Source organism: Rhodothalassium salexigens DSM 2132 (assembly GCF_004341375.1).
In the GTDB taxonomy this organism is placed as follows: domain Bacteria; phylum Pseudomonadota; class Alphaproteobacteria; order Sphingomonadales; family Rhodothalassiaceae; genus Rhodothalassium; species Rhodothalassium salexigens.
In genome coordinates, this window is sequence record NZ_SLXO01000006.1 from 78,800 (window position 1) to 92,182 (window position 13,383).

Consider the following 13,383-nt stretch of genomic DNA (forward strand, 5'->3'; position numbering starts at 1 on the left):
GCCAAGGCCGCGCTGTGGATCAGCCGACCGCCGGCGCCGGGCGCAGATCGTCGAGCCCCAGTTGCGCCACGTCGGCGACCCCCATCAATTGCAGGTCGCGCACGATCTCGGCGCCGAGGATCGCCAGCGCCCGGTCGACCCCGGCCTCGCCGCCGGCGCCCAAGCCATAGAGATAGGGCCGGCCGACCATCACCGCGTCGGCGCCAAGCGCCACCGCCTTGAGCACGTCGGTGCCGCGACGCACGCCGCCGTCGATCAGCACCGCCATGTCCTGGCCGGCCTCGGCACGGATTTCGGGCAGCATCTGCAAGGCCGAGGGCGCGCTGTCCAACTGTCGCCCGCCATGGTTCGACACCACCACCCCGGCGCAGCCATGGGCACGCGCGCGCGCCACGTCGGCCGGGTCCATGATGCCCTTGACCAGGATCGGCCCGTCCCAGAACCGGCGCAACCAGGCGATCGCCCCCCAATCGAGCGTTTCGTCCAACTGCTGGTTCAGATACGACAAGAGCGACAGCGACCCGGCCCGACCGCCCAAGGTCGGCCCGCCGCCGGCCACATTGGCGGTGGTGATCGGCGCCGAGGTGACGAAATCCCAACTCCAGGCCGGGTGACGGAGCCCCTGCCAGACCAGCCCCGGCCCGATGCGCGGCGGCACCGTCAGCCCGTTGCGCAGGTCAAGCTCGCGATTGCCGGCGATGTGCGCGTCGGCGGTCACCACCAGGGCGGAAAAGCCCGCCGCCCGGGCCCGTTCGACCAACCCCTGGACCAGATCGCGGTCCTTGTAGACATAAAGCTGGAACCATTTGGGGCCGGGGATGGCGCCGATGTCCTCGATCGACACGGTGGAAAGGGTCGACAGCGTATAGGGCAGACCGGCGCGCCCGGCGGCGCGCGCCACCGCCCGCTCGCCCTGGCAGTGGAACAGCCGCGACATGGCGGTGGGCGACAGCATCAAGGGCAGGCGCGAGCGGGTGTTGAGCACCGTCCGCGCGGTTTCCACCCGGCCCACGTCGCGCAGCATCTTCGGAACCAGGCGATAGCCGTCGAACGCCCGGCGGTTGTCGGTCAGGGTAACCAGATCCTCGGCACCGCCGTCGATATAATCGAACAACGCCCGCGGCATGCGCCGCCGGGCCAGCCGGCGCAGATCGTCCAGGTTCAAACACCGGCCAAGCCGCCGGGGCATGGCCGGACCGGTTTCGACACTCTCGATGCCGGCCGCCACAGGGGCGGGCGCGGCCGGGTCCTTCCGGGCCGCCATGGTCAGTTCCCCCCGCCGTCGGCGTCGATGTCGGCGCCGGCCGGCGCGGGGTGGCGCGCGCCGGGGTCGAGGCTGTCGCGCACCCGGCCATAGGCGCCGCCCCAGGCGTCGGTCATGCGCTCGCGCACCGCCCACAGCTCGGGAAAGAAGCGGCGCGCCGCGCCCTCAGCCAGCAGCGTCACCGGCCGCCCTTTGAGCGACTGCGCGCCGATGCCGATGGACCGGCCGATCAACTGAATATGGCGGGTGCGGAACGCCTGGAACAGTTCGTCGAACTCGGTCATCGCCTCGGCCACCATATAGGCGTCGTCATGGCCGTAGCCGGTGTCGTAGATCTGGTCGAGCGTGCGCCCCGCGCCGGTCACATAAGCCGCGTCGAAGCTTTGCCACAGCGGCCGGTGCATCTTCAGGATGGTGCGGAAACCGGGCGATTCCTGGCCCGAGCCATTGCCCAGTTGCAACCGGATCTGCTGATATTCCTTGGGCGACATGGTCTCCAGCAGGCCCAACTGGTCGGCCATCAGCCGCAGCGTGCGGTGCACCCGGGCGAACAGGGTGAGCGCCCGGTTGGTCTCGCGCGCGGCGATCCGCTCGTCGATGTCAAGCAGCGTGTAGGCGACCAGTTTCATCCACAACTCTTCCACCTGGTGGACGATCTGGAACTGCAACTCGTCGCGGTTGCACAGGGCGTCGAAGTCCTTCTGCGCGGTCAGCACCTGGCGGGTGTTGAGATACGCCTCGTAATCCAGATCGCCGCGCCCGGACATCATGGCGTAGAAATAGGCCCGATCCATCGCCGCCTCCCCTGGCATCTGTGGGTCCGGGGGTCGCCCGGTTGCCCGCCAGCTTGGCGTGTCACCCCCGGCGATGCAATGATCGCCCGGCGCCGGGCACGCTCGCCAGGGGCCATCGACCGCCCGTGCCCGCGCCCTTGTTGGCACGCCCAACGCACCGCCAGGGCGCCATGAACAGGCCCAATTCCACTTTAGAATTGACGACTTATTCGGGACATGCGGGCGTGATAGCATGGTACCAGCAGCGCCCGGGGCAACCATTGGCCGGGTTGACAGCCAAGCCCCACGGCGTCGCAATGATGGGTTCGCGTTCCCGTTCCGCTGCGTGACACTGGCATGGAGAAAGATGATGAGCGACCAATCCCCCCGAGGCCCCCTGGCGCGCCTCAAGGCGCTGTGGGCCCGCCCCACGGTGCGCCTGGGCACCGTCCTGTTCATCGGCGGCGCGGCCTTGGGCCTGGTCGGCGCCGGCGGCACGGCAACCATGGTGCAACACACCAACAAGACCGAATTCTGCGTCGCCTGCCACGTCTATGACGATTTCTACGAAGAGTATAAAGGCTCGGTTCACCATACCAACGCCACCGGCAACCGGGCCGAATGCGCCGACTGCCATATCCCGCACGACAATTGGATCAACATGATGGTCCACAAGGCGCGCTCGGGCCTCAAGGACGCCGCCGCCTATACCGTCGGCGGCATCAACACGCCCGAGGAGTTCGAGGAACGCCGCGCGGTGCTCGCCAAGGAAGTGTGGGCGCGCTACGAACGCGAGAACAGCATGCGCTGCCGGCGCTGCCACGAGACCGAAGCCTGGGACCTGACCGCACAATCCCAGGCTGCCCAAGGCGCCCACCAGGCGGTGCTGAGCGGCAACGCCACCTGCATCGACTGCCACAAGGGCATCGCCCACTCGATCCCCGAAGGCGCGCTGGCCGCCTATCAAGACGCCGCCGGCGAACCGGTGTCGGCCCAACTGGCTTCGGCGCGCCTGGCCATGTCGGATAAGACCGAACCGGGCGCAGCCCCGCAAGCCAATGACGCCGACCCCGCCGCCCCGGCGCCCGATGGCGCCAAGCTGTTCGAGAGCTGCACCTCCTGCCACGGCAAGTTCGCGCCGGGGCCGAAGACCATGGCCGCGCTGAGCCCCGAGGCGTTTATGTCGCGGATCGAGACCCACATGAACACCGGGGGAACGGTTGCGTCGCTGAGCGAGGCTGAAATAAAAGCCATCCACGAGTATCTGAAAAGCTTGTGACCGGGCCGGCGTTGTCGATCGGCGGCCCCCGTTGACCGGAGTGCGTCGCCGATGACCAGCCGATCCACCACCCTGCCCAGCCGGCCCGACCGGCGCGACCAACAGGCCCAAGACAGCCAAGGTGGGCCGAGCCCGGCAACCGGGCTTGCCCGCTACTGGCACGCCACCCGGCCGCAGTTCCTGACCGCCTCGGTGGTGCCGGTGGTGGTCGGCACCGCCTGGGGGGCGGTCACGGCGGGCCGTTTCGACCCGCTGGCCGCCGCGCTGTTCCTGATCGGCATGATGCTCGGCCACGCCGCCGGCAATGTCATCAACGACGTCTGCGACGATATTTCGGGCAATGACGCGCTCAACGACGGCCGCATTACGCCCTTTACCGGCGGCTCGCGGATCATCCAGGACGGCACCCTGTCGCGCCGGGCCATGACCCGGTTCGGCGCCGCCCTGCTCGCCGGGCCGGCGGTGACCGCGCTCTATCTGGTGCCCGCCTTCGGGCTGCCGGTCTTGCTGTTCGGCTTGGTCATGGCGGTGCTGGTGCTGGCCTATCACCTGCCGCCGGTGAAGTTGAACCATCGCTGCCTGGGCGAAACCGTCATCGGGCTGACCTTCGGGGTGCTGCCGGTGACCATGGCCGGCTGGTTGCAGGCCGGCACCTGGGACACCGACCTTGTGCTTTTGTCGCTGGCGGTGGCGCTGTGGATCGCTAATCTTTTGCTGGTCAACGAGGTGCCCGACCGGCGCGCCGACGCCCTGGTGGCCAAGACCACGCTCGTCGTGGCGCTCGGCGCCCGGCGTGCGCTGGTCCTCCACGCGGTGCTCAGCCTGACCGCGCTGGCGCTGGTGGTGTGGCTTGCCGGGCCGGCGGCGCTGTTGCCCTGGTGGGCGGTGCCGGTGCCGGCGCTGTTGACCGCCTTGGCGGTCGCTGCGGTGTTGCGCGCCGCCCCCGACGACCGCGCGGCGATGACCGGCGCGATCAAGGCGACCATCACCCTGCACACGCTGGCCAGCCTGTGGCTGGCGCTGGCGCTCATCTGGGGGAGTTGAGACCCATGGCCACGCTGAGCCTCGCCCGCGACGTGACCTTCCCGCGCGACCATGTCTACGACATCGTCGCCGACGTGGCCCGCTATCCCGACTTTCTGCCGGGCTTCCAGGCGGTGCGGGTCGAAGGCCATCGCGGCCACGAATTGATCGTCCGCCAGAGCCTGGGGCTGAAGGGCCTGCGCCAGACCTTTCGCACCTACGCCACCTTCGACCGGCCGAACTGGATCCGCATCCGCACCACCGAACGGCCGTTCCGCACCCTCGACCAGGTCTGGCGGTTCGAGGAACCGAAAAGCCACCAGACCCGGGTGCGCCTGGACGTGGAATACACCTTCTCCGACCCGCTGGTGAAACGGTTTTCCGAGCGCCTGTTTCCGTTCCTGATGCGCCAGAGCATGGACGCCTTCATCGACCGCGCCCGGCGCACCGACCCGCGCCGCGCCGGTCACAATCGTTGAGCCGGCCCCCCGCGTCCCGGCCGAACTGACCGGCCAGCCCCCAGATAAGGGCGCCCGATCAAGGCGCCCGGTCAGGACGCCGGCGCCTCGATCCGGTCGACCTTGCGCCGCGCCTCGGGCCGGGTGGCGTCGTTGAGCGCCCAGTCGAACGTATAGTCGTCGATGGCCACGTCGCCGGCCAGGGCCTGTGCCCGCGCGCCCTCGGCGAACCGGCGCAAATGGCGCACGATGCCGGCCTCGTCGCCACCGAAATCGGCGCGGAACCAACCGTAAAGCCGCGACACCGCGATCTCGCTCTTGGCGTCGCCCGCGCCCGGGTCGATCACCGCCAAGCCCCGGTCGCTGTTGACGAACGCCCGCGCCGCCCGGTCGAGTTGGGCGTCCACATCCTCGGCGCCATAGGCCACCGGGTTGAGATCGGGACAGCCGAGCGCCCCGCAGGCCAGGCCATAGAGCAGCCGCGGGTCGCGGAACACCGGGCGCAGAATACCGTGGACGATATCGTTGAGGCTGAGCGGTTCGCCGTCCACCCGCACCAGGGGCTCCGCCCACGGTCCGAAGGTGAACAGGCCCTGGAAGTCGATCGCCTTGACGCTGTCCACGGGATAGGCGTCGAGCACCGTGCGCACCACCACCGCATTATAAAGGTTGAGCCAGTAGGCCAATTGCTGCGCCCGGGTCAGCGCCGTCACATCGACCCGTTCGAGCGACCGGATATAGGTTTTGAGCGCCTGACGCGCGGTCAGCGTGACCTCGCCATAGGCCAGCCGGGTGCGGCCCTGGGCGTCGACCACCAGATGGTCGTCGAGCCAGGCGCTCCACGGGCCATGGTCCACCCGGACCGCCGGCTCGACCCGGGCGACCGCCCAGCGCGCATCGGCCATCTGCGCCTCGGGCACCGCCAGCCGCTCGACCTTCAGGCAACCGCCGAGTGCCGCCACCGCACCCAGCATCCATCCCGTCGCCCAAAGCCTGGACCAGCCCATACCCGTCTCCTTTTGTTGCTCTGCACCATGGCCGGCCCACCCTAGGGCAAAGCCAGATAAGAATGAATGGCGACAATTGCGCCGCGCCGGCGGGGCCGCCTCGCCCGCGGTGATAGCCGATCGCCAACCGATAGAAAAGCCGGGCCGCCGGTTGCACGCGCCGCCCCGGCTTGTCATCATCGCGGCATGGTTCGCCGACGGGGGCCCCGCTTTTGTTATTTCGCCATCCGGCCATGACCCGCCTCGCCCTGGTGCCGATCGCGCTGCTATGTGCCGCCCTGACGCTCGCCGGGTGCCGGGACCGACCGGCCGGCGGCCCCGGATCGGGCCCTGGATCGGGCGACGAAGGCCGCTCGGAGAGCGCCGCGGTGCGGTGGGACCTGTCGCTGCCCTGGTCGCCGCAATCCTACCATGTGGCCAATGCCGAGCGCTTCGCCCGCCGGGTCGAACAGGCCACCCAGGGCCGCGTGCGCATCGCCGTGCACCCGGGCGGCGTGCTCGGGCTCAAGGGGCCCGAGACGCTGCGCGCGCTCAGCCAGGGCGTGGTCCAGATGGCCGAGATGCCCGGCGTCCAGCAGATCGGCACCGCGCCGCTTTTGGGCCTCGACAGCCTGCCGTTCCTGGTCGAAACTCAGGACGATCTGCGCCGGCTCGACCGGCTGCTGCGCCCGGCCCTCGCCCGCACCCTCGACGCCCACGGCGTCAAGCTGCTCTACCGGGTGCCATGGCCGAACCAGAACCTGTTCTTCGACCGCCCGGTGGCGGACCTCGAAGACCTGGCCGGCCTGCGCATGCGCACCTACGACCGGTTGTCGACGGCGCTGGTGCGGCAATTGGGCCTGATCCCGGTGCAGATGCCGCTCGGCGACGTGGTGCCGGCGCTGGCGGCCGGCGCCATCGACGCCACCATGACCTCGACCAGCAGTGCCGCCGCCCAGCGCCTGTGGGCGTTCCAGAACCAGGTGCTGCGCACCAACCATACCTGGCTGACCAACACCATGGCCGTGGACCGCGACGCCTGGGAGCGGCTGAGCGCCACGCAGCGCGCCGCCATCGAGGCCGCGGCAGCCGACCTGGAGGCGGACTTCTGGGCCGAGGCCCGCGCCGACGACGCCCGCCAACTGGCCCGTCTGGTCGCCGCCGGCATGACCGTGGCCGAGCCCGCGCCGGCGTTCCGCGCCACCATGCGCACCGCCGCCCGACCGATCTGGCGCACCTATCTGGCCGAGATGCCGCCGGCCCCCCGCGCCGAGGCACGCGCGATCCTGGACCGCTATCTGGCCGCCACGCCGGGGCTGGCGCCACTCGGCGCGCCCGGCTCCGACCGCGCGGACCGCCGATCCGACGCGGGCCAGCCATGACCGGGCCCATGACCACCGGGGCAACCATGACCGCCGCGTTTCTGCGCCTGGTCGCCGGCGCCGAACGGCTGGGCCTGTGGGGCGCGTCTTTGAGCCTTGTGACCTTGGTCGCGCTCGGGCTGACCGAGATCGGCTGGCGCGCAATAAGCGGCGGCGGGCTCGGCTTCGCGGTCGAATATACCGGCTATCTGACCGGCCTTGCCTTCACCCTCGGCCTCGGCTGGGCGGTCGGCCAGGGCGGCCATATCCGCCTGCCGTTCCTGCTCGCCCGGCTGCCCGAGCCGGCGGCGCGCCGTCTGGACATCGCGCTGTCGCTGATGGGCGCCGGGATCGCCGTCGCCGCCGCGCTCGGGCTTGTGGCCTGGACCTGGACCAGCGCGGTCGAGGGCGCGCGGTCCTACTTCGCCAGCCGCACCTTGCTGGCGATCCCGCAGGCCCCGTTCAGCCTGGGCGTGGCCGGGCTGGCCCTGTCGCTCGCCGGGCGGGCGGTGCGGCTAGCCACCGGTCGCACGGCGACGGGGCGGCCCTGAGATGGCGGGTTTGTGGGGCCTGCTCGCGCTGTTCGCCCTGCTCGCCGCCGGGCTGTGGGTCGGGCTGGCGCTGATCGCGACCGGCTTGGGCGCGCTGGCGCTGTTCAAGTCGGTGCCGCCGGTGACCGTACTGGCGTTCAATATCTGGACCGGCTTGGCCGACGCCGGGCTCGCGCCCTTGCCGCTGTTCATCCTGATGGGCGAATTGTTGTTCCGCGGCCGGGTCGCCGAGCGCCTGTTCTACGCCCTCGGGCCGTTCACCACCTGGGTGCCGGGACGGCTGTTGCACGTCAATGTGCTGAGTTGCGCGCTGTTCGCCGCCGCCTGCGGGTCGTCGGCGGCGACCACCGCCACGGTCGGGCGCATCACCGTGCGCGAATTGCTCGACCGGGGCTATGATCGGCGATTGGTGCTCGGCTCGCTGTGCGGCGCCGGCACGCTGGGCTTTTTGATCCCGCCGAGCATCGTGCTGATCCTTTATGGGGTGTTGGCCGAGGTGTCGATCGTCGACCTGTTCCTGGCCGGCATGGTGCCCGGCGCGCTCTTGGCGCTGGCGTTCATGGCCTATCTGGCGGTCGCCGGGCGCCGCGCACCGCCCCCCACGACCGACCGGGACGCCGGCCACGGCCCCGGCGGCCTGACCCGCGGCCGGGCGCTGTTGGATCTGCTGCCGGTCGCGGCGCTGATCGCGGCGGTGCTCGGCAGCCTGTATGCCGGACTGGCAACGCCGAGCGAGTCGGCGGTGATCGGCGTCGCCGGCGCGGCCGTGCTGGCAGCCCTCGACGGCTCGCTCAGCCGGGCCATGCTGGCCGAGGCGCTGCGCGGCGCGGTGCGCACCGTCGCCATGCTCGGCCTGATTCTGGCCGGCGCCTTCTTTTTGTCACGGGTGGCGGCTTATCTGGGCCTGCCGCAAGCGGCGGCGGCGACACTGGCCGGGTTGGACCTGCCCCCGACGGTATTGATCGCCGCGCTGGTGGTGTTGTTCATAGGGCTCGGCATGGTGCTCGACGGGCTGTCGGTGATCGTCATGACGCTGCCGTTCACGGCGCCTCTTGTGGCGGCGGCCGGGTTCGACGCACTGTGGTTCGGCGTGTTTCTGGTAATCATGGTCGAAATGGCCCAGATCACGCCGCCGGTGGGGTTCAACCTCTATGTGGTGCAATCCCTGACCGGCGAACCGTTGAGCCGCGTGGCGTGGGCGAGCCTGCCGTTCTTCGCGATCATGGCCGCCATGATCGTGGTCTTGGTTCTGGTTCCGGCGTTGGCGACCGCCCTGCCCGCCGCCCTCTAGTGCGTTTCGTTCGATCCATGCGGTGTCCGTCGCCACCGACGCGACGGCCACCACGCTTTTGCCGAGGAGGACACCGTGGACCGCGGTGCATACCGATCGTCCTTTCCGCCGATCACCGGCGTCGGCGACCTTGAGGTGCTGGAACAGGTACCGTTCGCCGAGCGCCTGGATGCCGGCTCGACCTACGACCTGCTGCACCGGAGCGCCGACCGTCACGGCGAGCGCCCGGCGCTGAGCTTCGTCGCCATGGACGCCGACGCCAGCGGCGACCCATGTGCCATCGCCGCCACCTGGCGCTACGCCGACCTGATCGCCGATGTGACCCGGGCGGCCAATCTGTTCAAGTCCTACGGCCTGACCCAGCGCGACAGCGTCGGCATCGTGCTGCCGCACCTGCCCGAGGGTCATCTGGCGCTGTGGGGGGCCGAGGCGTGCGGGCTTGCCTGTCTGGTCAATCCGTTGCTCGACGACGCCGACATCGCCCGTCTGTTGCGCACCGCCCAAGTGCGCGTGCTGGTGACGCTGGCGCCGGCGGCGGGCTTCGACCTGTGGCCGCGCATGGCCCGCATCGCCGCCGACCTGCCGGGGCTGAAAGCGATCCTGCGCGTCGATCCGCTGGCCCATGCCGGCCGCACCCGACGGCTCAAGGCGCGCGCGGCGGGGCTGCCGGCCCGGCTGACCGCCAAGCCGCCCAAGGGCGTGCGCTGTGAGGATTTCCGCCGCGCCCTGGCGCGCATGCCGGGCGACGCGCTGCGGGTGCCGCGCCATGTGCGGCCGAATACGGCAGCCGCGCTGACCCACACCGCCGGCAACACCGGCACGCCCAAGCTGATCCGCCAAAGCCACGGCAACCAGCGCTATATGGCCTGGGCCATGGCCGGCGTCGCCCAATTGGCCGACACCGATGTGGTGCTGAGCGGCCTGCCGCTGTCCCACAATGGCGCCGCCCTGACCATGGGGCTGGCGCCGTTTTCGGTCGGCGCGCACGTGATCATGACCGGCGCCCACGGCTTTCGCAGCCCCGGCGTGCTGGCCGGTTTCTGGGGCCTGGTCGAGCGCCACCGCGCGACCGCCTTCGCCGCCGTGCCACCGGTGTTCGACGCGCTCCTGAACACGCCGTCCGACGCCGCCGACGCCAGCAGCCTGCGGGTCGCGCTGTGTACCGCCGGCGCGTTGAGCCCCGAGACCTTCAAGCGCTTCGAGGACCGCACCGGGCTCGCCGTGCTCGAAGGCTTTGGCCTCGCCGAGGCCGGCGGCGCCAGCGCTTTCAACCCGCTGCACGGCCCACGGCGCATCGGCTCGGCAGGGCTGCGCCTGCCCTATCAGTCGCTGCGCATCGTCGCCGCCGAAACCGACGGCGGCCCGGCCGAGGACGTGGCGCCGGGCCGGGTCGGCCGGCTGCTGGTCCACGGGCCCAATGTCTGTCTGGACGCCCGGGCGCCCGGGGGCCCGACGGCCGTCGACGACGACGGCTGGCTCGACACCGGCGACCTGGCGCGGCTCGACGACGACGGCTATCTGTGGCTGGTCGGCCGCGCCGACGACCGCATCCACCGCGACGGCCGGGCGGTCGATCCGGCGGCGGTCGAGGCGGCGCTCGCCGCCCACGACGCGGTCGCCGGTGCCGCGGTGGTGGCCCGCCCCGACCGGCGCGCCGGCGCGGTGCCGTCGGCCTTCGTGACCCTCAAGCCCGGCGCCTGGGTCGACGCCCTGGCGCTGTTGGAGCACGCCCGCGCAAGGCTCGACGACCCGGCCGCTCACCCGGTGGCGGTGGAAATCCTCGACCGGCTGCCCAGCACCGCGTCGGGGCGCCTGCACAAGGCACCGCTTCGCCTGCGCGCCACCGAACACGCCGTGCGCGACGCGCTCAACCGGCGCACCATCGAAGCCGAGGTGACCGCCCGGCTGACCGGCGCCGGCCTGGCCGTGACGGTGGTTCCCAAACTGGCGCGCGACGTCGCCGAAGCGCGCCTGGCGCTCGGCCAATGGCCGGTGGCGGTGACCGTGATCGCCCCCGACGACGCAGCGGCCGCGCCCCCGGCCCGCCGCTGAGCCCAGGCGGACCCAAGGCCGGGCGCGCCCGGATAGGAGCGGCGCGCCCCGACAGCCGTCCCGAGACGGGGCCGCCGCGAAGTCCGGTTCGACCCGAAATCGCGGCTGGCGGCCGCGTCGACCGGCAATCGGGGATCGGGCGCGGATCGGGCCGGCCTGGACCGGGGGCGCCGGGCGCGCGGGGACTTGACCCGCGCGCGCCGGCGGACAAGGCTGGCGGCTGCGCTCGTTCCCCCACCGCCGGCCGACCGCCGGTGCACCCGACCAGGAGGCCGCCGCCATGAGCCAGACCGCCGCCCAAGACCTGCTGCTCGCCGAGACCGACGCGCGCGGTGTCTGCCGGATCACCCTCAACCGCCCGGACAAGCATAACGCCTTCAACGACGCGCTGATCGGGGAATTGTACAGCACCTTCACCTGGATCGCCGAAGCCGAAGATGTGCGCGCGGTGGTGCTTACCGGTGCCGGGGCGTCCTTTTCCGCCGGCGGCGATTTGGGCTGGATGCAGCAGGCGGCGACCTACGCCTATGACGATAATCTGCGCGACGCCGAGCGGCTGTCGAACATGCTGCACACGCTCAACACCTGCCCCAAGCCGACGCTGGCGCTGGTCAACGGCGCGGCCATGGGCGGCGGCGTCGGGCTGGTGGCGTGCTGCGACATCGTGCTGGCGGTGGCGGACGCGCGCTTCGCGCTGTCGGAGGTGCGGCTCGGCCTGACGCCGGCGACCATCAGCCCTTATGTGGTCGCCAAAATGGGTCAAAGCGCGGCGCGGCGCTATTTCCTGACCGGCGAGCGCTTCGACGCCGCGGCGGCCCGGGCCGTCGGCCTGGTGCACGAGGTGGTCGACACCGCCGACGCGCTGGAGACCGCGGCGGCACCGGTCCTGAAGGCGCTGTTGGCGGGCGCGCCGGGGGCCCAGGCGGCGGCCAAGGACCTGATCTTCACCGTCGACGGCGCGGCGATCGACGCCAATCTGCGCGAGGACACCGCCGAGCGCATCGCCCAGCGCCGCGCCACCGACGAGGGTCGCGAGGGCATCGCCGCGTTTCTGGAGAAGCGCAAGCCGACTTGGCTCGCCGGCTGACCCCACGGGCTGGCACCTGTGCCGACCGGTGAGAGCGACGGGCGGCGCGCCGGCGCGCCCGTCGTTCCTGTTTGGCTGGATAGGCCGGCGGGCTATTCCGCTGCGACGGTTTCCTTGACGCTTTGTTCGGCGAGGAAGCGTTCGGCCTCCAAGGCCGCCATGCAGCCCATGCCGGCGGCGGTGACCGCCTGGCGATAGGTCTTGTCGACCACATCGCCGGCAGCATAGACGCCCGGAATCTCGGTGCGCGTGCTGGTCAGGTCGGCCTGGATATAGCCTTCCTCGTCCATCGCCAGTTTGCCCCGGAACAGCTTGGTCGCCGGGTCGTGACCGATGGCGACGAACACGCCGTCCACGGCCAGATCCGAGACCGCCCCGGTCTTGACATTCTTGACCTTGAGCCCGGTGACATTGAGCGGGTTTTCCTCACCCACCACCTCGTCGAGCACATGGTCCCACAACACCTCGACCTTGGGATCGGCGAACAGCCGGTCCTGCATGATCTTCTCGGCGCGCAAGGCGTCGCGGCGGTGGATCAAGGTCACCTTGTCGGCGAACTTGGTCAGGAACAGCGCCTCTTCCACCGCCGTGTTGCCGCCGCCGATCACCGCCACCTGGCGGCCGCGGAAGAAGAACCCGTCGCAGGTGGCGCAGGCCGAGACGCCAAAGCCCATGAACTTGGTCTCCGACGGCAGGCCGAGCCAGCGCGCCTGCGCCCCGGTGGCGATCACCACCGTGTCGCCGGTATAGACCGTGCCGCTGTCCCCCACCGCCTTGAACGGCCGCTCGGTGAAATCCACGTCGACGATGTAATCGTTGACGATGTCGGTGCCCACATTGGCCGCCTGGGCCTGCATCTGCTCCATCAGCCACGGGCCCTGCACCGGCTCGGCGAAGCCGGGATAGTTCTCCACGTCGGTGGTGATGGTCAACTGCCCGCCCGGTTGCAGGCCCGAGACCAGGCGCGGTTCCAGATTGGCCCGGGCGGCATAGATGGCGGCGGTGTAACCCGCCGGCCCCGACCCGATAATCAACATCTTGCTGTGACGCGTTTCCGCCATGGCGGCCGACTCCCTTCGTTCAACAAACCTGCTTGCTTGTACTGACCGGCGGCGCACCGGTGGTCGGCCGCCTTGACCCATCGTCCAACGGCCATACCTGGCACCGAAGACGACGCCGTCAAGCCCCGTTCGCACAACGGTCCGCGACGACGCTAGCGGGGACCATCGTCCGGGCGCAAGGTCGGCGGCGAAAAAGC

At 70.8% G+C, this 13,383-nt stretch carries 12 protein-coding genes; 8 read left to right on the forward strand and 4 right to left on the reverse strand.

The genetic code is table 11. From position 1 onward, the window contains the following. Window positions 1-19 precede the first annotated feature (19 nt). Both EV659_RS09105 and EV659_RS09110 read right to left on the reverse strand, forming a co-directional pair. The gene (locus EV659_RS09105; protein ID WP_132708566.1) at window positions 20-1,264 is read right to left on the reverse strand and encodes an alpha-hydroxy acid oxidase; all 1,245 of its coding nucleotides are present in this window, start codon (window positions 1,262-1,264) and stop codon (window positions 20-22) included. Between the two features lie 2 nt (window positions 1,265-1,266). Beyond that, window positions 1,267-2,058, reverse strand: coding sequence for a tryptophan 2,3-dioxygenase family protein (locus tag EV659_RS09110; protein WP_132708567.1), 792 nt, complete (start codon window positions 2,056-2,058; stop codon window positions 1,267-1,269). 349 nt (window positions 2,059-2,407) lie between these two features. Here EV659_RS09110 and EV659_RS09115 point away from each other — a divergent pair, with 349 nt between their 5' ends. The 3 genes from EV659_RS09115 to EV659_RS09125 are packed head-to-tail and all read left to right on the forward strand — an operon-like array spanning window position 2,408 to window position 4,818. Next, the gene (locus EV659_RS09115; RefSeq protein WP_165878807.1) at window positions 2,408-3,316 is read left to right on the forward strand and encodes a NapC/NirT family cytochrome c; all 909 of its coding nucleotides are present in this window, start codon (window positions 2,408-2,410) and stop codon (window positions 3,314-3,316) included. Window positions 3,317-3,367: 51 nt separating this feature from the next. Beyond that, window positions 3,368-4,360: a prenyltransferase gene (locus EV659_RS09120; protein WP_132708569.1), complete on the forward strand. Its 993-nt coding sequence runs from the start codon at window positions 3,368-3,370 to the stop codon at window positions 4,358-4,360. A gap of 5 nt (window positions 4,361-4,365) precedes the next feature. Beyond that, the gene (locus tag EV659_RS09125; protein WP_132708570.1) at window positions 4,366-4,818 is read left to right on the forward strand and encodes a type II toxin-antitoxin system RatA family toxin; all 453 of its coding nucleotides are present in this window, start codon (window positions 4,366-4,368) and stop codon (window positions 4,816-4,818) included. A gap of 71 nt (window positions 4,819-4,889) precedes the next feature. Here EV659_RS09125 and EV659_RS09130 read toward each other — a convergent pair whose 3' ends face one another. After that, entirely contained in the window at window positions 4,890-5,804 is a 915-nt protein-coding gene (locus EV659_RS09130) for a DUF547 domain-containing protein (RefSeq protein WP_165878808.1), read from the reverse strand. A 233-nt stretch (window positions 5,805-6,037) separates the two neighbouring features. Between EV659_RS09130 and EV659_RS09135 the strand changes: the two genes are divergently transcribed. From EV659_RS09135 to EV659_RS09155, 5 genes are all read left to right on the forward strand, one after another. Continuing rightward, window positions 6,038-7,165, forward strand: a complete 1,128-nt coding sequence (locus tag EV659_RS09135; protein ID WP_132708572.1) for a TRAP transporter substrate-binding protein — start codon at window positions 6,038-6,040, stop codon at window positions 7,163-7,165. Between the two features lie 8 nt (window positions 7,166-7,173). Next, entirely contained in the window at window positions 7,174-7,695 is a 522-nt protein-coding gene (locus EV659_RS09140; protein ID WP_165878809.1) for a TRAP transporter small permease, read from the forward strand. Between the two features lies 1 nt (window position 7,696). Further along, complete coding sequence (locus EV659_RS09145; protein WP_132708574.1) at window positions 7,697-8,986, forward strand: TRAP transporter large permease; 1,290 nt, start codon at window positions 7,697-7,699, stop codon at window positions 8,984-8,986. Between the two features lie 75 nt (window positions 8,987-9,061). Beyond that, entirely contained in the window at window positions 9,062-11,038 is a 1,977-nt protein-coding gene (locus EV659_RS09150; RefSeq protein ID WP_132708575.1) for an AMP-binding protein, read from the forward strand. A 280-nt stretch (window positions 11,039-11,318) separates the two neighbouring features. Next, window positions 11,319-12,125, forward strand: a complete 807-nt coding sequence (locus EV659_RS09155; RefSeq protein WP_132708576.1) for an enoyl-CoA hydratase-related protein — start codon at window positions 11,319-11,321, stop codon at window positions 12,123-12,125. Window positions 12,126-12,217: 92 nt separating this feature from the next. Here EV659_RS09155 and trxB read toward each other — a convergent pair whose 3' ends face one another. Further along, window positions 12,218-13,186, reverse strand: coding sequence for a thioredoxin-disulfide reductase (gene trxB, locus EV659_RS09160; RefSeq protein ID WP_132708577.1), 969 nt, complete (start codon window positions 13,184-13,186; stop codon window positions 12,218-12,220). Window positions 13,187-13,383: the final 197 nt, after the last annotated feature.

Bases quoted from the DNA above. Each gene is read 5' to 3' on its own strand.
- EV659_RS09120 (WP_132708569.1), top strand. From the start codon at position 3,368: ATGACCAGCCGATCCACCACCCTGCCCAGCCGGCCCGACCGGCGCGAC.
- EV659_RS09130 (WP_165878808.1), bottom strand. From the start codon at position 5,804: ATGGGCTGGTCCAGGCTTTGGGCGACGGGATGGATGCTGGGTGCGGTG.
- EV659_RS09110 (WP_132708567.1), bottom strand. From the start codon at position 2,058: ATGGATCGGGCCTATTTCTACGCCATGATGTCCGGGCGCGGCGATCTG.
- EV659_RS09135 (WP_132708572.1), top strand. From the start codon at position 6,038: ATGACCCGCCTCGCCCTGGTGCCGATCGCGCTGCTATGTGCCGCCCTG.
- EV659_RS09125 (WP_132708570.1), top strand. From the start codon at position 4,366: ATGGCCACGCTGAGCCTCGCCCGCGACGTGACCTTCCCGCGCGACCAT.
- EV659_RS09105 (WP_132708566.1), bottom strand. From the start codon at position 1,264: ATGGCGGCCCGGAAGGACCCGGCCGCGCCCGCCCCTGTGGCGGCCGGC.
- EV659_RS09140 (WP_165878809.1), top strand. From the start codon at position 7,174: ATGACCACCGGGGCAACCATGACCGCCGCGTTTCTGCGCCTGGTCGCC.
- EV659_RS09115 (WP_165878807.1), top strand. From the start codon at position 2,408: ATGAGCGACCAATCCCCCCGAGGCCCCCTGGCGCGCCTCAAGGCGCTG.
- EV659_RS09145 (WP_132708574.1), top strand. From the start codon at position 7,697: ATGGCGGGTTTGTGGGGCCTGCTCGCGCTGTTCGCCCTGCTCGCCGCC.
- trxB (WP_132708577.1), bottom strand. From the start codon at position 13,186: ATGGCGGAAACGCGTCACAGCAAGATGTTGATTATCGGGTCGGGGCCG.
- EV659_RS09155 (WP_132708576.1), top strand. From the start codon at position 11,319: ATGAGCCAGACCGCCGCCCAAGACCTGCTGCTCGCCGAGACCGACGCG.